The organism is Rhizobium sp. AQ_MP, assembly GCF_014237835.1.
GTDB lineage: Bacteria > Pseudomonadota > Alphaproteobacteria > Rhizobiales > Rhizobiaceae > Allorhizobium.
Genome location: NZ_JACJVI010000008.1, coordinates 244,146 through 262,770, shown reverse-complemented (window position 1 = coordinate 262,770; position 18,625 = coordinate 244,146). Strand labels below are relative to the sequence as shown.

Sequence of the window (18,625 nt, the reverse complement as noted above, 5' to 3'; positions counted from 1 at the left end):
GCTTTTTGCGTTTGACGGACCGCAATTCAACGGCCACAGTCGGCAACACGCCCCATTAGAAATGCCCGCTCCACCGCATTATCGCTGAGAGTGACCGCCCGGTCGTATGCCGCCCGCGCTTCCGCCTTCCGCCCCAGTCGAAAGAGGAAATCCCCCTTTGCCGCATAGAGCGGCAGATAGTCGGCAAGCTGCGGCTCCGCCTCGATCTCCGCCAGCAGCGCGAGCCCCGTCTCCGGTCCGAACGCCATGGCATGCGCCACGGCCCGGTTCAGCGCCACCACGGGCGAGGGGACACGGTTCAGCAGCCGGTCATACAGTTCGGCACTTCTGCCCCAGTCCGTATCCTCAAACGTCACCGCTCGCGCATGCACGGCTGCGAGCGCCGCCTGCAGCGCATAGATCCCGTCCTCGCCGCCAAGTCGCGTCACCATCGCCAGGCCGTCCAGCCCGCGCTGGATCAGCAACCTGTCCCAAAGGCGCCGGTTCTGCGTTTCCAGCGTCTGCGCGCTGCCATCCGGTCCGACCCGTGCCTTGAAGCGCGAGGCCTGCAGCTCCATCAGTGAAAGCAGCCCATGCGCTTCGGGTTCGGCTGGCGCAAGGCCCACCAGGATGCGTCCCAGCCGCATCGCCTCGTCGCAAAGCTGCGGCCGGATCAGGTCTTCGCCCCGGCTTGCCGCATAACCCTCGTTGAAGATCAGATAGATCACCTCCAGCACCGAGGCGAGGCGGGCATCGCGCGCCTCTCCGACAGGCACATCGAAGGCCACGTCGCCGTCACGCAGGATCTTCTTCGCCCGCACGATCCGCTGCGCCACGGTCGTTTCCGGGGTGAGGAAGGCGCGGGCGATCTCTTCCGTCGTCAGTCCGGCGATCACCTTCAGCGTCAGTGCGGTGCGCTGGTCGCGCGAGAGCAGTGGATGGCAGGCGGTGAAGATCAGCGACAGCCGCTCGTCGCCGATCTCGTCGTCAAGTGCGGCCTCGATGGTCGCCTGTTCGTCCGCCCTGCCGGTTTCGATGTCATGCGCCAGTGAGGCCTCGTGCCGCGCCATCATCCGGCGCCGGCGCCAGAGATCGACCGCCCGGCGCTTCGCTGTCGTCATCAGCCAACCGCCGGGATTGGGCGGGATGCCGGAGGTCGGCCATGTCGCAAGTGCTGACACCAGCGCCTCCTGCGCCAGCTCCTCGGCAAGGCTCAGGTCCCTGACATGTCTTGCGAGCCCGGCAGTCAGCCGGACCCGCTCCATGCGATAGATGCCTTCGATGTCCCGGGCGATGGCCTCGACCCTGACAGGTGAGGCCGAACAGGGGTCTCCGTCTCGTCTCATGGTCAGGAGTATGGACCGACCACCCGCCCGGTCAACCGCGGTCATTGCGTTCAGGCGTCGACACCGGTCGTGTCGCCGGCTGCGGCTGCCGGGTCCATCCAGAAGATCTCCCAGACATGCCCGTCCGGATCCTCCACCGACCGGCTCCACATGAAGCCGTGATCCTGCGGCGGGTTGGGATCGGCGCGTCCGCCGGCGTGACTTGCCGCGCCCACCACCCTGTCGACATCCGCATGGGCGTCGACGGTCAGCGCCAGAAGCATCTGGCTCGTCGCCTTGGCGTCTGCAATCGGACGGCTGGTGAAGGTCCGGTAGAAGTCGTGTGTCAGGATCATCACGCCGATCGTGTCGGTCAGCATCATGCAGGCCGCATTGTCGTTGGAGAATTGCGGGTTTTTCGTCGCCCCCAGTGCCTGGTAGAAGCGGGTGGAGACGGCGAGGTCCGTGACCGGCAGGTTGATGAAGATCATCTTGCTCATGATGCTCAGCCCTTCGACTTCTGCTGCGCGGCAAGTCCTTCAGCGGCGCGATCGTGGCTCGCCTGGCCCTCGGGTGAGGCGATCTCGGCGAAATCCTCCATCTCGTAGAAGGGCCGGATCTCGATTTCGCTCGGTCCCATCATCGGATTGGGGCAGCGTTTGACCCAGGCTATCGCCTCGTCCATGTCCTTCACCTCCCAGATCCAGTAGCCGGCAACCAGCTCCCGTGTTTCGGCAAAGGGTCCGTCGATCACCCGGCGGTCCGGACCGTCGAAGGCGACCCGCTTGCCCATCTTCGATGGCTTGAGCCCGTCGCCCGAGAGCATGATGCCGGCCTGCACCAGTTCCTCGTTGAACTTGCCCATATCCTCGAACAGCTTCGGCGGCGGCATGATGCCCTCTTCGCTGTCTTCCGTCGCCTTGACCATAACCATGACACGCATGTCGTCTCTCCTCTCGTTCTGAAGGACCGCTTTTTCGATCCTGCCCCCTAACGAACGAGCTAACCCGATTTCGACACGGCATGCGAAAAAAAACTTTGCCGGAATCTGCGGTTCCAGCAGCGGATCACTTCGGAATATGGATCGTCGCCCGGATGTGTTTCAGCGAAGCAACGATCGTAAACGTCATCATCACCAGCAACGTCCAGGAACTCCACTTGCCCAGATGCACCGTCGACCAGGCCCCGAGCTGGTTCGGATAGTGCCAGATGGCAAAGAAGGTCGAGATGTTCTCCGCCACCCAGATGAAAAACCCGATCAGGATGAAGGCAAGCAGCATCGGCATCTGCCGGTCGCGGTCGAAGGGACGGAAGATCACGGTGGTGCGGGCATAGAGCCCGATGGCGAGCGCTGCCAGATACCAGCGATAATCGCCGATATAGTGGTGGGTGAAGAAATTGAGATAGATGGCAAGTGCCACGAGGGTCGCCATCCAGTAGGGCGGGTGGTGGCGCACCCTGAGATCGAAGAGCCGCCAGGCCTGGATGATATAGCTGCCGACGGCGGCATACATGAAGCCGGAGAACAGCGGCACGCCGAGCACTTTGGTATAGGCGAAGTCCTGATAGGACCAGGAGGGATTGGCGCCCGATGTCTTGAACACCTCGAGCGCGAAGCCGACGATATGGAAAAGGCAGATCGCCTTCAGCTCGTCCGTGGTCTCGAGTTTCGTCCACACCATCCAGATCTGGATCGCAAGCGCGATGATCAGGAGCACATCGTAGCGCGGAATGCCAAGAAGCCCGGCGCGCGGAACGACGAAGATCGACAGGAAGAAAAGCCCGGCAAACAGGCAGGCCCGAGCTTCCTTGATGCCAAACAGCAGGAATTCGACGACGAAGCGCCTGAAGCCGGTCAGCGCGGGATGGGGCTTGTGGTGGATAAGCCTGTGGTCGATCGCGCTCAGGAGGCCGCTTCGCCCCTCCGCCACCAGTGTCATCGCGACCGCCTTCCCAGTTGCATTCCGTTGCAACCTCACTACTAAGCGGCCATGCAAGAAATCAAGGCATCGACGTCACTTCGCATGCGCCGGCTGGGGATAGCGCTTGGCATCATTGCCTGTGGTCTGGCGCTCCGGCTCGGCGGCTATGAAATTGGCCTGCCGTATCTCCTGGTCAAATATGGCGGCTCGACCCTCTGGGGCGCCATGGTCTACTTCCTGCTCGGCCTGCTCCTGCCGCGACAGCCGCTCATACGCCTGGCATTTCTGGCCGTCGTTATCGCAGCGCTGGTTGAGTTCAGCCGCCTCTACCACACGCCATGGCTCGATGAATTCCGCCTGTCCCTCGCGGGAGCGCTGCTGCTGGGCCGCATCTTTTCCTGGTGGAACATCCTGGCCTATGCAGCAGGCATTGCCCTGGCTGCACTCTTCGAAGCGCGTGGTGTCACCCATGCGGGCCGGGCGCCGGATTAGAGCAGGTCCAGCAAAAGTGCGTCAGCGGTTTTGCGTCCGGACTGCGTAAAAACAAATAGATAGAGCATTTCAGGTGATATCGTTTTCACCGGAAATGCACTAGCGGGTCGCACCCGCCATTCGCTTTGCCCTGCGCCGCTCCATGATCTTCGGCCTGACCAGCCGATAGCCGATAAGCACGATCGTCACCACGATGTAGAAGGCCGCCTCCGGATCGATCACCTTCAGCGACAGCGCGTAATGCAGGATCGCGACGATCAGGATCGGGTAGGTGAGCTTGTGCAGCCGGTTCCAGCGCGGGCCGAGCCGCCGGATTGACCACTGGTTCGAGGTGAGCGCCAACGGGATCAGCATCAAAAGCCCCGCCATGCCGAGCATGATATAGGGCCGCTTCAGCAAGTCGCCGGCGATCGACGACAGGATCATGCCCCGGTCGAGCGTCAGGTAGACGGCAAAATGCGCCAAAACGTAATAGAAGGCGATGAGGCCGAGCGCCCGCCGATAGGCGATGAGGTTGATGCCGAAGAGATCACGCAAAGGCGTCACCGCAAGCCCGAGACACAGGAAACGGAACGCCCAGAGGCCCAGCAGATGCTCGAAGGCACGGACCGGATCCGCGCCCAGTCCGCCATAGATCCCGAGATAGAAGGCATAGAGCCCCGGCATCAGCCCGACCGCATAAAGCACCCAGATCGACGCCGGCTTGTAGCGGGCGGGCAGGGCAGGGAAGGCGAGCGTTGTCATCAGTAGAACTTCGTCAGGTCCATGCCGGCATAAAGGCTGGCGACCTCGTCGGCATAGCCGTTGAACGGCAGGGTATCGATGCGCGCGCCACCGAACAGCCCGTCTGCTTCGCCGATCCGCCGCTCGGTCGCCTGGCTCCAGCGCGGATGATCGACCGCAGGATTGACGTTGGCGTAGAAGCCGTATTCCGACGGCTGCAGCCGGTTCCAGGTCGAGGGCGGCTCCTGCTCGGTCAGCGTGATCTTGACGATCGACTTAATGCCCTTGAAACCGTATTTCCACGGCACCACCAGCCGGATCGGCGCACCGTTCTGGTTCGGCAGCGTCTCGCCATAAAGTCCGGTCGCGAGGATCGCCAGCGGATGGCGCGCTTCGTCGAGCCGCAGTCCCTCGACATAGGGCCATTCCAGCGCCTGGAAGAGCCCGGCCTGTCCCTGCATCTCCTCTGGCCGCACCAGCGTCTCGAAGGCGACATATTTCGCCGAACCCAGCGGCTCGACACGGTCGAGAAGCGCCGAGACCGGGAAACCGATCCACGGGATCACCATCGACCAGGCTTCCACACAGCGCATCCGGTAGACGCGCTCCTCCATGGGGATTTCCTTCATGATCGTCTCGATGTCGATCACCTGGGGCTTTGCCACCAGCCCGCCAACCTCGATCGACCAGGGCCGCGTTGTCAGCGAACCGGCATTGCGGGCCGGGTCTTCCTTGCCCGTGCCGAACTCATAGAAATTGTTGTAGCTGGTGACGTCTTCCTTGGAGGTAAGCTTCTCGTCGAGCTTGTAGATGCTCGGCTTTGCGGCAAGCGGTGCAGCCAGCGCCTGCGATCCGAGCCCGGCCGCCGCAAGGCCGCCCGCAGCCACGCCCATGAATTCCCGGCGCCGAAGATAAAGCGATTTCGGCGTGATTTCGGAACTGGCGATTTTGGACGGACGATACGTGGACATGGTGGACCTCTTCGCACTCTCAGTGCCTATGACATAGGAGACGATACAGAGGAGAACAGAGTTTCACGCCATGGAAAAGAAGGTGGCGAGGAACAATTTCGTGTAGGGGAACGCAGGCTTTCGAATGTAAGAAAAGGCCCGCTGCCGCGACGCCTCAGCCGCACCAGCTGAGCTTATGGCCTTCCCAGCGATGGGCAAGACCACGGGCGATCAGGGCATCCCCGATCGATCGGCCATCCTGGAGCACAACGCGCAGCTTGCGGCCATACTGGTCCACATCGCGCCGCTCCCGTCGTTCCATGGTCAGTCCAGAACCATTCAGCGTCTGCAAGAGCGCCACCTGTGCCTCTTGCCCAAGACGCCTCTCGGCCTCGCAGGAAGGACGTCCGATCTCCGGCGCGTTGATATCGGAGATCCGGTACTTCACCGACCGGTACCAGAACGTGTCCCCATCGACCACGCAGTTCACGCGGTGGGGCCCGGAGCAGGTGACGAAACGCCCGTCGATCGCCTCAGTCCGGGGGGAGATTGCACCGGTCACACCATAATCGATCAGCTTGTTGCCGATCGGCACAATCAGATAGGAGTAGGGAAGCTTTTCGAAATGAATGACGGCCAGGCTGACAAGGCAGATGCTGACCAGGGCATGGCGGATGCGATAGAGCGCGGCAAACGGCTTCCAGCGCGGCGGAGGCGGCGGATTGAGCTTCTGACGGGCATCCTTCAGCAAGATCACGCGGGCAGGTTTCCGGGTCATCATGACGCCTCCTTCCGCAGTAAACTTTAGGAAAGACGTCTTGCCTCAGGCTTAAGCCGATCATTCAAATTTGAACGAAGACCGACCCGCAATGCGCCCGATCGGCAAAGATGGCATCCGGAACGCACGAGCTGGACCAGCTCTGCCCCGGGGCAGCTATCAGCCGACCTCCGCGCCGAAGGACTGGTTCAGCCCGCCATTGCAGTCCCATTGGATCAGCCGTTCGCCTGATCGCGTCGAGGAGCTGCGCACATCCATGCACCTGTTGCTGTTGACGTTGCGGAAGAACAGGCCGTTCGGCCCAGGCGTCACGTACCAGAGCTGATTGGCCTGGCCGCTGCAGTTCCACTGGATGACATCAATCCCGTTGCCACGCTGCGCCCCCCGCACATCGAGGCATAGGCCGCTGTTCCGATTGACGATCTGATAGGCCCGGCCGAGCGGATAGAGCATCCACTGCTGGTTTGCATTGCTGTGGCAGTCCCACTGAATGAGCTGGCCACCCGGACGGGTGTCGTTCTGGAAGATATCGAGGCAGAGGCCGCTGGCCGCATTGCGCAGGAAGACCGGATAATCCGGCAGCATTTGCCCCTGCGCGGGCAGAGCGGCGACGAGCAGGCCGGAAAACAGGAGGCGGCTGAGTGCTTTGGTCATGAAGATCCCCGGACAGGTTTGATATCCGGCGAGATTAGGCAGATGTCAGGTGCCCACAGCGTCCAAACTTTGCAGCCTTCCACCCGCGCTGCCGCAAATCACGTTTCGGAAAGCGTACCGCTTTTCAAGCTTCTGATGGTGCTTCGATCTGCCAAATCGGGTAGAAGTGCAGCAAATGAAGCTGCTTGGCCGTGTTCCCAAACCCGGAACGGCCAGAAAAAAGACAAAAGAGGATCACCCGATGCCCGTCTATCGTTCGAGAACCACCACGCATGGCCGCAACATGGCCGGCGCGCGCGGCCTCTGGCGCGCCACCGGCATGAAGGATGGCGATTTCGGCAAGCCGATCATCGCGGTCGTCAACTCCTTCACCCAGTTCGTGCCCGGCCACGTCCACCTCAAGGACCTCGGCCAGCTCGTCGCACGCGAGATTGAAGCCGCCGGCGGGGTGGCCAAGGAGTTCAACACCATCGCCGTCGATGACGGAATCGCCATGGGACATGACGGCATGCTCTACTCGCTGCCGTCGCGCGAAATCATCTCCGACTCCGTCGAATACATGGTCAACGCTCACTGCGCCGACGCCATGGTCTGCATCTCGAACTGCGACAAGATCACCCCCGGCATGCTCTCGGCCGCCATGCGCCTGAATATCCCGGCCGTCTTTGTCTCCGGTGGTCCCATGGAAGCCGGCAAGGCACTGCTGCAGGGCCGCAAGGTCGCGCTGGACCTCGTCGACGCCATGGTTGCCGCAGCCGATGACAAGATCTCCGACGCCGATGTCGACGAGATCGAAAAGAATGCCTGTCCGACCTGCGGCTCGTGCTCGGGCATGTTCACCGCCAACTCGATGAACTGCCTGACCGAAGCCCTCGGCCTGTCGCTGCCCGGCAATGGCTCGACGCTCGCCACCCATGCCGACCGCAAGCGCCTCTTCGTCGAGGCCGGCCATCTGATCGTCGACATCACCCGCCGCTACTACGAGCAGGACGACGAAAGTGTCCTGCCGCGCAACATCGCCTCGAAGGCCGCCTTTGAAAACGCCATGGCGCTCGACATCGCTATGGGCGGCTCGACCAATACCGTCCTGCACATCCTGGCGGCGGCCCATGAAGGTGGCATCGACTTCACCATGGACGATATCGATCGTCTGTCGCGCAAGGTGCCCTGCCTGTCCAAGGTGGCACCGGCCAAGCAGGACGTGCACATGGAAGACGTCCACCGCGCCGGCGGCATCATGCGCATCCTCGGCGAACTCGACCGCGGCGGCCTGATTAACCGTGATTGCCCGACCGTCCATGCCGAGACCATCGGCCACGCTATCGACCGCTGGGACATCACCCGCACCAATTCCGAGACGGTCCGCGAATTCTTCAAGGCAGCGCCCGGCGGCGTCCGCACCACCCAGGCCTTCTCGCAGGCCTCGCGCTGGGAAGAACTCGACACCGATGGCGAAAAGGGCGTCATTCGCTCCGTCGAACATCCCTTCTCGAAGGATGGCGGTCTCGCCGTGCTGAAGGGCAATATCGCCCTCGACGGCTGCATCGTGAAGACCGCTGGCGTCGACGAGTCGATCCTGAAGTTCAAGGGCCCGGCCCGCGTCTTTGAAAGCCAGGATTCCGCCGTCAAGGCGATCCTGTCGAACCAGATCGTCGCCGGCGACGTCGTCGTCATCCGCTATGAGGGCCCGAAGGGCGGCCCGGGCATGCAGGAAATGCTCTATCCGACGAGCTATCTGAAGTCGAAGGGCCTCGGCAAGGCTTGCGCGCTCGTCACCGACGGCCGCTTCTCCGGCGGCACCTCGGGTCTCTCGATCGGCCATGCCTCGCCGGAAGCCGCCCAGGGTGGCGCGATCGGCCTGGTGCGCGAAGGCGACCTGATCGACATCGACATCCCCAACCGCACGATCAATCTAGTCGTCGATCCGGCCGAACTCGAACGCCGCCGCGCGGAACAGGACAAGCTCGGCTGGCAGCCGGCCGAAACGCGCAAGCGCAACGTCACGACCGCGCTCAAGGCCTACGCCGCGTTTGCGGCTTCCGCCGACAAGGGCGCGGTACGCCAGCTGCCGGAATAAGCGGCTAAGAAACTGCTTGGGAGGCGGTTCGCCGCCTCTCAAATACTGTAGCCTTTGCTTGTTTCCTCCGCTGGAAATCGCTCTCCCGACGGCCAGCCGCTCGCCTGAATGTCTTGTTCTCAGGAGCCCAGATGACCGTCCCTTTCAGCCTCGTCGGCATCGATCATGTCGTCTTCATCGTCGACGACATGGAAAAGGCGCTGCGCTTCTATTACGACGTCCTCGGCTGCCGGCCCGGCTATACCTATCCGGCGCTCGGCATGGAGCAGGTCTGGTGTGGCAGCGCATTGATCGTGCTCTGGGACATCACCCATCCGGGCGGCCACAAAGCCGCCCCGCCGGTTGCAGGAGGTCGCAACGTCGACCACATCTGCATCGCCACCGGCCCCTTCGACCACGACGAACTGCGCGCGCATCTCGCAAGCCATAACGTTGCGATCGACCGCGAAGCCCTACACGGCGGCGCCCGCGGCATGGGCCATTCCTTCTACGTGAAGGACCCCTTCGGAAATACGATCGAGATCAAGGGCCCGGCCGAGTACCCGGACGGGCGTGGCTGACGGGCCCGTTCGCGTGGGCGATCACCGTTTCCGTCGGAACCATTCCTGCTTCTGGGTCTCGCGGACCCTCGTCAGATCGAACGAGGCAAACACCAGACCAGTATCGGGCTTGCCGATAGCGACGACGTGGCCTAGCTCGTCAACAGCCACCGAATGCCCGTCATCTTTGGGTTCAGGATAATTGGCCACCGCCATGCAGGTCACAGTCTGGAAAGCCGTGGCGCGAATCCCAGCTAGACGCACATCCCCGATCTCGGGATCGTTGGCCAGCGCGCAACTGTTGGGAACCAGAATGATCTCGGCGCCCGCGCGCATCAGGTCTGTGGCGACATCCGGAAACTCCCGGTCCATGCAGATCATCATCCCGACCGTGACCGAGCCGTGCGCGGTGCCGAGTTCGACCACGTCCGACCGCTCCCCCGCAGCGCAGGCGTCTTCCGGATTATCGAAAAAGCAGATATGCCGCTTGCGTTGCTGCAACACCGTACGGCCCTCTCGGTCGATGAAAAGCGCGGTGTTGAACGGCTTTTCCTGACCCCGCTCCAGCAGGGTCACGACAGCAGCGATCCGGTAGTGCTGCGCCGCCTGGCGAAACCGTTCGACAAAAGCCCCGTCAATCGGCTCGGCCGCGTTGATCCACGCCGCGCGGCCTGATGGTGTCGTGTCATACCGGCGATATCCATTCGAGAACATTTCCGGAAAGACGATAACGTCGGCGCTTTCCGCTGCCGCCTGGGCGAAGAGCGCCTCGATATCCACGCCCGGCAGCACCTGTGCCAGCGCCACCATGATTCGTTCGGCTTTCACTATTGCTGCTCCTCCGCCCATAGCCATGACGCAGAGCAGATAGGCGCAGCTCGGTGTTCGCGCAATGCGTGTTGACTATTCCAATTGCCGCGAAAGCGAAGAAACTGGCCAGCGACACCGCCTGGACCTCAGTCCCGGTAACTCGGATCCTCTTTGTCGAGACACGATTTCAGATAGGCGAAATGCTTCTCCGCCATGCCGCGATAGGGGATCCAGCCGTCCGACGTGCCTTGCGCGATCTCGTCGGAGAGAACCGCCAGTGGCTGGCCGGTCGAGAGCGCCAGGATCATGGTCTGAGCGGCCTTCTCGAAGAAATAGAGGTCCTCGAAGGCATCCGCCACCGTCTCGCCGGCAACCGACACGCCGTGATTGCCCATGACCAGCACCGCCTTGCCACGGATCATCTCCGCCAGCCGCTCGCCTTCTTCTGCCGCATCCGCGATCCCGCCGAAGTCGAGATCATAGCCGATCCGCCCGAAGAAGCGCGCCGTGTTGTTGTCGAGCGGCAGCAGCGTCGGGTCCTTGAGGCAGGAGAGCGCTACGGCATAAGGCGAGTGGCAATGCAGGATCACGCGCGCCTCCGGCAGCATCCGGTGCAGCGTGCCATGCACCGTCCAGGCCGAGGGATCGGGCGCATTGGGCCGGTTCATCACATCGAGATCGTCGGCGTCGAGCAACAGCAGGTCGCTCGCCTTCACCGTCGCAAAATGCTGCCAGCGCGGATTGAGCAGGAACTTCCGCCCATTGGTTGAAACCGCCGCGCTGAAATGATTGCCGACCGACTCGCTCCAGCCGAAGCGATGGCAGAGCCTGAAGGCGGCGGCGAGATCCTGACGCAGCGTGGTGAGTGCTGCCTCATCGAGCATGTCGTTTCGGGAAGCCGCGATGTTCATGCCTTGAACCGTCCTTCCGTCGTCAGTGCCCTGTAGGTCGAGCGCATCTCCTCGCGATCGGCATAGCAGCCGCGCAGATAACGATCGCCGCTGGTCGCCGAATAGGCCATGCGGCCATGCACGATGCGATGGTTGTCGAACACCATGCACTCGCCAGCCTTCATCAGAAAGCGCATCATGAACTTGTCGTCCTGCAGCATCTTTCCGAAGCGGCAGAAGGCCGGGTAATAGTCGTCGAGCACGGTTTGGGGCAGATCGAACATGTCAGCCATGTGCTGGCTGATCGTAAGCCCCGAGACCTCTCCATGTTTGTCGAGCTCGATCACCCGTTGCCGCGAGCGCATGTCGTAGTCGTCATGCTCGCAATAGAAGGGGATGTCGATCTCCGACAGCAGTCTGAACCCCTCAGGATCGATCTCCCGGAAGGCATTCGCGACAGCCACGCCGTCCGAATAGATGCTCATGCCGCCCTCGACGGTATTGGCCCGGCAGTGCAGGAACTGGATGCCCGGCGCATGCTCCTCCGCCGGTGTGTCGGTGTGCAGTTCCAGCGCCTTGGCGGTATAGGCCGTGTTGGTCGGGTTGATATGCGTCTTCACGTCGAAATATTCGCCGAAGAAGGTCGGCCGCACATGGCCCATCAGCTTGACCGTTTCGGTCAGCCCTTCATTGCTGTCGGGCATGTCGGTGACGATCGTCAGGCCTTCGACGATCATCGCTTCCAGCCATTTTGCCACCATCTTCGGATCGCGCATCAACTCCGGCTGCGAAAAGCGTGGGATGTCGGGATAGTGGTCGCTGAACCAGGCCTTGCGCGGCAGGTCGGCGGGATCCGGCCGGTGTTTGCCCTCGGTATAGAGCGCAAGCAGCGACAGCGGAAACCGCGACACGTGGTTTTCGCCCGCCCAGCGAATGACAAGCGTGTCTCCCTCGATCTCGGCACTATCAGCGCGCGGTGCTGCCGACAGATGGAAGATGTCGAAGCTGCGCTCGCGCGTCTTGCTGTCGAAGGAGGTGGGGCAATTGTCGCGAAGCCAGTAGTAGTTGAAGTAGGCCTGTCTGCCGTCGCCAAGCGGCAGGTGCAGGCCCTTGTCGGAGAGCGTTACGGCGTCGGTCGCAACATGCATGTTCATGGTCGGCTTCCTTAAGTATGGATGGGCGGCGAGCACCTCGCATTTGACGATCATCATCCGACTTTGCAGGAGAAGCCAGACCGATTATGCTTATGCTGAGTTAAGCTGGAGGTTAAGTTGAGCCGTCTTCCGCCCCTGCGCCTGCTGACCACATTCGAGGCCGTAGCCCGCCTCGGCTCGATGCGCGAAGCGGCCGCCGCCTTGAACGTCAGCCAGCCAGCCGTGACGCAAGCCCTGAAGGCGCTCGAGGATCATGTCGGGGCCGTGCTGATCGACCGCTCGACCCGGCCGGCCAGGCTCACCGAGCCCGGTCTTGAGCTTGCCCGCGCCACCCGCGATGGCCTCGACCTGATCGCCGACACCATCGAGGAAATCCGGACCAGCACCGGTCTCGAAGACCAGCGCCTGACCGTGGCCTGCACCATGGGCTTTGCGACCCATTGGCTGATGCCGCGCCTCAGCGACTTCTATGCCCGAAACCCCGGCCTCTTCGTCAATGTGCAGGTGCCACCCACCGACCTGCCGCAGATCTGGCCGGGGACCGATCTTGTCCTGCGCTACGGCCGTGGCACCTGGACGGACGGCACCACCTTGCGTCTCTTCTCCGAGATCGTCTGTCCCGTCGGTCACCCAGCGCTGGTGGAAAGCCTGCTGGCCAAGGGCGAGGGTCTGGACGCAGCGCCGCTGATCCATGTCCGCACGGTCGAGGCGCGTCACTGGGAGGGCTGGACCGATTATCTCGGCAGGCGCGGCCTGCCCAAACCGCGTGGCCAGTCCCACATCTTCGACAACTATGTGCAGGCGGTGCAGGCGGCGCTGGACCGCCGCGGGCTGATGCTCGGTTGGCGCTCGATCACCGACGCGCTCGTCGCCGATGGCAGTCTCAAGCCCTGGCCCGACGCCGCGCTTGACCTCGGCACCGCCTACTTTGCGACGGTGGCACCCGCGGCTGCCAAACGACCGCCCGTGAAGGCCTTTGTCGCCTGGCTTGGCGCAAACTCGGAAGGGGGCGAAGGGGTGGCCTGACGCCGCTCACTCCGCGCTAAAGCGCTCTTCTTCGCCCGGACCGTTCAACAGCTGAACCATGCTCGCTCTCTCGCAGAGAGCATGCCACCACGCTGCAAGGCGCGGGTGCATCGCCAACAATTCGGGGCCGACCGGAGCCTTCAACAGGTATCCGACCATCGGCGCCAGGTGAAAATCCGCGAGGCTGATGTCTGGACCTGCCATCCACCGGCTTTCGTCAACGAAGCCTGCGACGATACCGAGGTCGTGCGATGCGCGTGAAACTGCATGTGCGAGGCGTTCCTGGTCCACCGGGCTCCCGCGGGCGGCCCTTTCGACAGTCTCCACATAGATCCCCCAGACGAGGTCTGGGTACAGGTAGCTGTCGGCTATCCCAATGACCTGATTCATCACCGCCCGACGCCGCACGTCAGTGGGCTGGAGGGGAGGGCCGTCGAAAGCCTCATCGACATAGCGGGTGATGGCGCTCGTCTCGTACAAGACGAAGCCGTCGTGATCCAGAGCGGGTATTTTGCCGAACGGGTGCAAGTCACGATAGGAACCGGGCACACCGTCCTGAGAGAAGATGTCGATTGGCTGTAGACGATGATCCACGCCCTTTTCGATCAGAACGAGGCGTACAATCCGGACATAGGCACTATAATCCGCGCCGTAGAGCACTGGGGCAGTCATCGCGGCTCCTTGTTGTGGCACTTGAGGAAGAGTCCCCAGTGGTCAAGACAAGACCAGAAGCTCGCCAGTCACGCAACCTGAGGCCGAGCGCTTTGGTTTTTGGAGCGCATGTCTACGCCTTTTGTAAAAGTAAATCGGGAATTAGGAAATTCGCTAATTGGATTGCGTCGTCTGCCCCTGCGTCTCGGTCATCTTGATGACCTCGCCAACTGCATTTCTAAGCTCCGCCATGCGGCTGGCATAGGCGGCCGCGAGGCAGTCGAGATTGGCTTCGCAGGCGCGCCGCTTCTCCAGCCATTCGATCTGCGCGGTCTCGAGTGCGCCGCGGCTGCCCATGGGCAGGACCTCGCGCAGGAGCTCAAAGGTGGTGACCATCCGCACATCCATGTCGTTGAGGTCGATGTTCTGGCAGATCGCCGCCTCGTCTGGGGCAAGGCCCGGCGTGCGGCAGTCGAAGCTTGCAGCCCGCGCAGACTGGGGCAGGGCGGTGATCAGTGGTGCAGCGAGCGTAAGGGCGGCAAGGCTGCTCGTGAGGAAGCGGGTGCGGGACATGGTTGGTCTCCTTTCGACTTGCCGGGGCAACGATCGTGAGCGGCAGAACGTTCCGCCCTTCGATTTGAAGCGATTGCGTCACGATGCAGTGAGGACGCGCGTTTTCGACCTTTCCTTGCGCGCGGCAGCCATTACCTTCTGCCTATGCAAAGACGAACCTTCCTTTCCCTTCTCGGAGCTTCCAGCGCCGTCTCCGTCCTCTCGAGTTCGAAGTCCCTGGCGCAGACCGCAGCGCCTCCCGCGCCATCTGCGACGGAGCCGGCAGCGTCTCTCCAGGCCGCAACCGCAGTCGATCTCGACGTGGTGCGACCGCGGATAGCCGCCCTTTTGGAGGAGGCCCGGCGGCTCGATACTTTGGAAACCGTGATCGCCACCCGCAACGGCCAGACGATCGGCGAACGTGCCTATGGCAATAGTTCGCTCACGGGCTCAACCAACATCAAGTCCGCATCCAAATGCGTCGTCTCTGCCCTGGTCGGCATTGCCATCGACAAGGGTCTGCTGGAAGGCGTCGATCAGCGCATCGAAACGGTGCTGCGTTCGGAATTTCCGGCCAACCCAGACCCGCGCCTGTCGAAGATCACCATCGGCCATCTGCTCTCGATGCGGGCGGGCCTTGATCGCATGTCGGGCCCGAATTACGGCCGCTGGGTCGCAAGCCGCAACTGGACGCGTTTTGCTCTTGCCGCTGATTTCGTCGATGAGCCGGGCGGCGGCATGCTCTATTCGACCGCCTCGACCCATCTCTTGTCCGTCATCCTCAGCAAGGTCTCCGGCAAGCCGACCCTGGCGCTTGCCCGCGAATGGCTGGAGCCGCTCGAAGGCTTCCGCATCGGCTCCTGGCACCGCGATCCCCAGGGCTATTATCTGGGCGGCAACCAGATGGCCATGACGCCACGCTCGCTGCATGCCTTCGGGGAACTTTACCGTCGTGGGGGCGTGACTGAAGACGGCAGGCGCCTCATCTCCGAGAAATGGATCCGCGAAAGCTGGATCCGGCGCACCAATTCCGTCTTCAACGGCGATGGCTACGGCTATGCCTGGTTTTTGAAGCAGATGGGGGGCGTGCAGGTGAACTATGCCTGGGGCTATGGCGGCCAGATGCTCTACATCATTCCGAGCCTCGGTCTGACGGTCGTCATGACCTCGAATGAAGCAGCACCTTCGGCGCGCACCGGCTACCGCGACGAACTGCACGAACTGATGACGCGTATCATCGGAGCCGCCAGGGCTTGAGCCGAAGGGGCGTTATCCCCATCTGCGATCGGTCTTCCTTGGTTCTGCCTATTTGCCGGCGCACGAACCGGGACTAGAACGTCCATATCGCATGAAGGATCGTCGCATGCCGCATTTCGACTGTCTCAAATCCCTCGCCGTCATCGCTGCCCTGGTCTTGCCGGTTTCCGCTCCGGTATTGGCGCAGGACAAGACCGTGCCGAAAAGCCAGATCGAGATGCAGCTGTCCTTCGCGCCGCTGGTCAAGCAGGCGCGTGGCGCGGTCGTCAATGTCTATGCCGAGCGTCTGGTCCAGACCCGCTCCAGCCTGTTTGCCGGCGATCCCTTCTTCGAGCAGTTCTTCGGCCAGCGCATGCCCAACCGAACGGAGCGGCAGTCTTCGCTCGGCTCGGGCGTGATCGTCGAGGCCGATGGTGTGGTCGTTACCAACAACCACGTCATTGATGGCGCCGACGACATCAAGGTGGCGCTCGCCGATGGCCGGGAGTTCCCCGTCAAGGTCGTGCTGAAGGACGACCGGCTCGACCTCGCGGTGCTGAAATTCGAGACCAATGAAGTCATGCCGACGCTGCCGATCGGCAATTCCGATGCGACCGAGGTCGGCGATCTCGTGCTTGCCATCGGCAACCCCTTCGGCGTCGGCCAGACCGTCACCTCCGGCATCGTCTCCGCACTCGCCCGCAACCAGGTGACCGAGGGCGATTTCGGCTTCTTCATCCAGACCGATGCAGCGATCAATCCCGGTAATTCCGGTGGCGCGCTGGTCAACATGAATGGCGAGCTGATCGGCATCAACACGGCGATCTTCTCGCGCGGCGGCGGCTCCAACGGCGTCGGCTTTGCCATCCCCGCCAATCTTGTCCGTGTCTTCCTCGATGCCGCCGACCGGGGTGATGCCTCCTTCGAACGCCCCTATGTCGGTGCAAGCTTCGAGCCGGTGACCTCGGATGTTGCCGAGGCGCTGGGCCTCAAGACGGTGCGAGGCGCCCTCGTCGTCCGTGTCGTTGAGGGCGGGCCGGCCGAGAAGGCGGGCCTGAAGCCGGGGCAGGTGGTCACCGCTGTCAACGGTATAGCCGTCGAGCATCCGGATGCCCTGGGATACCGTCTCACGACAGCTGGTCTTGGCCGGATCGCCGAACTGACCGTGCAGCAGGACGGGCGCGAGGCAACCATCCCGCTGACGCTGGCCGCAGCCCCCGAAACCCGCCCGCGTGACATCCAACTGATCGAGGGCCGCAGCCCCTTTGCCGGCATTCGCGCCGGCAACCTGTCGCCACGCCTGGCTTATGAACTGAAGATGCCATCTGAAGTCACCGGTGTCGTGGTGACCGAGGTGCTTCGCGGATCTCCGGCCGCCCGTCTCGGCTTTTCACCGCGCGACATCGTCGTCTCCGTCAATGGCGAGGCGATCCGCTCCGTGGACGATCTCGCCGAGATCTCCCAGGCCGATCCCGGCTTCTGGCGGGTGGAGATCGAGCGCGACGGCCAGCGCATCCGGCAGATCTTCCGATGAGTGACCTCTTCGCGCCGCAGATGTCGAAGGAAATGGCCGAGCGCCGCCCGCTCGCCGATCGGCTGCGGCCGAAAAGCCTCGCCGAGGTCACCGGCCAGGAGCATCTGACCGGCGAGGACGGCGTTCTCGCCCGGATGATCGCGTCGGGTTCGCTCGGCTCGATGATCTTCTGGGGCCCGCCGGGCACCGGCAAGACCACCGTCGCCCGACTGCTCTCGGGCGAGGCGGGGCTCGCCTTCGAGCAGATCTCGGCAATCTTTTCCGGCGTGGCGGATCTCAAGAAGGTCTTCGAAAGCGCCCGTCTGCGGCGCATGGAGGGCCGCCAGACATTGCTTTTTGTCGACGAGATCCATCGCTTCAACCGCGCCCAGCAGGACAGTTTCCTACCCGTCATGGAAGACGGCACCGTCATCCTTGTCGGTGCAACGACCGAGAATCCAAGCTTCGAACTCAACGCCGCTCTTCTGTCGCGGGCGAGGGTACTGACCTTCAAGAGCCATGACGAAGCGAGCATCGAGACGTTGCTCAAGCGCGCCGAGGATACGGAAGGCAAGCCGCTGCCGCTTGATGCCGACGCCCGCGCAAGCCTCATCCGCATGGCCGATGGCGATGGACGTGCCTCACTCACCTTGGCCGAAGAAGTGTGGCGCGCTGCCCGCCCGGGCGAAATCTTCGACACCGAGGGTCTTGGTCGCATCGTCCAGCGCCGCGCGCCGGTCTACGACAAGGGCCAGGACGGCCATTACAATCTGATCTCGGCCCTGCACAAGGCCGTGCGCGGCTCGGATCCCGATGCAGCCCTCTACTATCTCTGCCGCATGTTCGATGCCGGTGAAGACCCGCTTTATCTCGGCCGCCGGCTGGTGCGCATGGCCGTCGAGGATATCGGTCTTGCCGATCCGCAGGCGCTGGTCGTCTGCAATGCCGCCAAGGACGCGTACGACTATCTCGGCTCTCCGGAAGGCGAACTGGCGTTGGCAGAGGCTTGCGTCTATCTCGCCACCGCCCCAAAATCGAACGGTGTCTATGTCGCCTACAAGGCAGCCATGCGCGCGGCCAAGGAACACGGTTCGCTTTTGCCGCCCAAACACATCCTGAACGCCCCGACCAAGCTGATGAAGGGCGAAGGTTACGGCGACGGCTATCTCTACGACCACGACCAGCCGGACGCCTTTTCCGGCCAGGACTATTTCCCGGAAAAGATGGGCCGCAAGACCTTCTACGATCCGCCGGAGCGCGGCTTCGAGCGCGAAATCAGGAAGCGCCTCGACTGGTGGGCAAAGCTCCGCCGCGAGCGGGGCGGCGGCTGATCATCGATTTGTCCATCGTCATT

Annotated in this window: 20 protein-coding genes; 7 read left to right on the top strand and 13 right to left on the bottom strand. The window is 62.8% G+C overall.

Annotated elements, in window-relative coordinates:
• Window positions 1–26 precede the first annotated feature (26 nt).
• From H6M51_RS14030 to H6M51_RS14015, 4 genes are all read right to left on the bottom strand, one after another.
• On the bottom strand, window positions 27–1,370 hold the full coding sequence (locus H6M51_RS14030; protein ID WP_246780518.1) for an RNA polymerase sigma factor: 1,344 nt from the start codon (window positions 1,368–1,370) through the stop codon (window positions 27–29).
• A gap of 5 nt (window positions 1,371–1,375) precedes the next feature.
• On the bottom strand, window positions 1,376–1,804 hold the full coding sequence (locus H6M51_RS14025; protein WP_185810438.1) for a VOC family protein: 429 nt from the start codon (window positions 1,802–1,804) through the stop codon (window positions 1,376–1,378).
• A gap of 5 nt (window positions 1,805–1,809) precedes the next feature.
• Window positions 1,810–2,247, bottom strand: a complete 438-nt coding sequence (locus H6M51_RS14020) for a YciI family protein (RefSeq protein WP_185810437.1) — start codon at window positions 2,245–2,247, stop codon at window positions 1,810–1,812.
• A gap of 124 nt (window positions 2,248–2,371) precedes the next feature.
• Entirely contained in the window at window positions 2,372–3,244 is an 873-nt protein-coding gene (locus H6M51_RS14015) for a DUF817 domain-containing protein (RefSeq protein ID WP_185810436.1), read from the bottom strand.
• 51 nt (window positions 3,245–3,295) lie between these two features.
• On the opposite strand from H6M51_RS14015, the gene H6M51_RS14010 reads away from it, so the two are divergent.
• Entirely contained in the window at window positions 3,296–3,718 is a 423-nt protein-coding gene (locus H6M51_RS14010) for a DUF2809 domain-containing protein (protein ID WP_185810435.1), read from the top strand.
• 99 nt (window positions 3,719–3,817) lie between these two features.
• Here H6M51_RS14010 and msrQ read toward each other — a convergent pair whose 3' ends face one another.
• The 4 genes from msrQ to H6M51_RS13990 form a co-directional block, all read right to left on the bottom strand.
• Window positions 3,818–4,462 carry a protein-methionine-sulfoxide reductase heme-binding subunit MsrQ gene (gene msrQ, locus H6M51_RS14005; protein ID WP_185810434.1) on the bottom strand — a complete coding sequence of 215 codons (645 nt, stop codon included), beginning with the start codon at window positions 4,460–4,462 and terminating at the stop codon, window positions 3,818–3,820.
• The gene (msrP, locus tag H6M51_RS14000; protein ID WP_185810433.1) at window positions 4,462–5,412 is read right to left on the bottom strand and encodes a protein-methionine-sulfoxide reductase catalytic subunit MsrP; all 951 of its coding nucleotides are present in this window, start codon (window positions 5,410–5,412) and stop codon (window positions 4,462–4,464) included. Before msrP ends, msrQ begins: the two co-directional genes overlap by 1 nt.
• 154 nt (window positions 5,413–5,566) lie before the next feature.
• Window positions 5,567–6,169 (bottom strand): thermonuclease family protein, encoded by a 603-nt coding sequence (locus H6M51_RS13995; RefSeq protein ID WP_185810432.1) that lies wholly within the window; start codon window positions 6,167–6,169, stop codon window positions 5,567–5,569.
• A 159-nt stretch (window positions 6,170–6,328) separates the two neighbouring features.
• The gene (locus H6M51_RS13990; RefSeq protein WP_185810431.1) at window positions 6,329–6,823 is read right to left on the bottom strand and encodes an RICIN domain-containing protein; all 495 of its coding nucleotides are present in this window, start codon (window positions 6,821–6,823) and stop codon (window positions 6,329–6,331) included.
• 241 nt (window positions 6,824–7,064) lie between these two features.
• Here H6M51_RS13990 and ilvD point away from each other — a divergent pair, with 241 nt between their 5' ends.
• Entirely contained in the window at window positions 7,065–8,900 is a 1,836-nt protein-coding gene (gene ilvD / locus H6M51_RS13985; RefSeq protein ID WP_185810430.1) for a dihydroxy-acid dehydratase, read from the top strand.
• Window positions 8,901–9,031: 131 nt separating this feature from the next.
• Window positions 9,032–9,460, top strand: a complete 429-nt coding sequence (locus H6M51_RS13980; protein WP_185810429.1) for a VOC family protein — start codon at window positions 9,032–9,034, stop codon at window positions 9,458–9,460.
• A 21-nt stretch (window positions 9,461–9,481) separates the two neighbouring features.
• On the opposite strand, the gene H6M51_RS13975 is transcribed toward H6M51_RS13980, so the two are convergent.
• The 3 genes from H6M51_RS13975 to H6M51_RS13965 form a co-directional block, all read right to left on the bottom strand.
• Window positions 9,482–10,267 (bottom strand): carbon-nitrogen hydrolase family protein, encoded by a 786-nt coding sequence (locus H6M51_RS13975; RefSeq protein ID WP_185810428.1) that lies wholly within the window; start codon window positions 10,265–10,267, stop codon window positions 9,482–9,484.
• Window positions 10,268–10,395: 128 nt separating this feature from the next.
• Window positions 10,396–11,160, bottom strand: coding sequence for a class II aldolase/adducin family protein (locus H6M51_RS13970; RefSeq protein WP_185810427.1), 765 nt, complete (start codon window positions 11,158–11,160; stop codon window positions 10,396–10,398).
• On the bottom strand, window positions 11,157–12,293 hold the full coding sequence (locus H6M51_RS13965; protein WP_185810426.1) for a TauD/TfdA family dioxygenase: 1,137 nt from the start codon (window positions 12,291–12,293) through the stop codon (window positions 11,157–11,159). The genes H6M51_RS13970 and H6M51_RS13965 overlap by 4 nt, the downstream gene beginning before the upstream one ends.
• A 117-nt stretch (window positions 12,294–12,410) precedes the next feature.
• Between H6M51_RS13965 and H6M51_RS13960 the strand changes: the two genes are divergently transcribed.
• Entirely contained in the window at window positions 12,411–13,319 is a 909-nt protein-coding gene (locus H6M51_RS13960; RefSeq protein ID WP_185810425.1) for a LysR family transcriptional regulator, read from the top strand.
• A gap of 6 nt (window positions 13,320–13,325) precedes the next feature.
• Here the strand turns inward: H6M51_RS13960 and H6M51_RS13955 are convergent, their stop codons facing one another.
• On the bottom strand, window positions 13,326–13,991 hold the full coding sequence (locus H6M51_RS13955; RefSeq protein ID WP_185810424.1) for a glutathione S-transferase family protein: 666 nt from the start codon (window positions 13,989–13,991) through the stop codon (window positions 13,326–13,328).
• A 153-nt stretch (window positions 13,992–14,144) separates the two neighbouring features.
• Complete coding sequence (locus H6M51_RS13950; protein ID WP_185810423.1) at window positions 14,145–14,543, bottom strand: lysozyme inhibitor LprI family protein; 399 nt, start codon at window positions 14,541–14,543, stop codon at window positions 14,145–14,147.
• 144 nt (window positions 14,544–14,687) lie between these two features.
• Between H6M51_RS13950 and H6M51_RS13945 the strand changes: the two genes are divergently transcribed.
• The 3 genes from H6M51_RS13945 to H6M51_RS13935 all read left to right on the top strand — a co-directional run bounded on the left by H6M51_RS13945 (window position 14,688) and on the right by H6M51_RS13935 (window position 18,602).
• Window positions 14,688–15,779, top strand: coding sequence for a serine hydrolase (locus H6M51_RS13945; RefSeq protein WP_185810422.1), 1,092 nt, complete (start codon window positions 14,688–14,690; stop codon window positions 15,777–15,779).
• A gap of 106 nt (window positions 15,780–15,885) precedes the next feature.
• Window positions 15,886–17,292 carry a DegQ family serine endoprotease gene (locus H6M51_RS13940; RefSeq protein ID WP_185810464.1) on the top strand — a complete coding sequence of 469 codons (1,407 nt, stop codon included), beginning with the start codon at window positions 15,886–15,888 and terminating at the stop codon, window positions 17,290–17,292.
• Window positions 17,289–18,602, top strand: a complete 1,314-nt coding sequence (locus H6M51_RS13935) for a replication-associated recombination protein A (RefSeq protein ID WP_185810421.1) — start codon at window positions 17,289–17,291, stop codon at window positions 18,600–18,602. The genes H6M51_RS13940 and H6M51_RS13935 overlap by 4 nt, the downstream gene beginning before the upstream one ends.
• Window positions 18,603–18,625 lie beyond the last annotated feature (23 nt).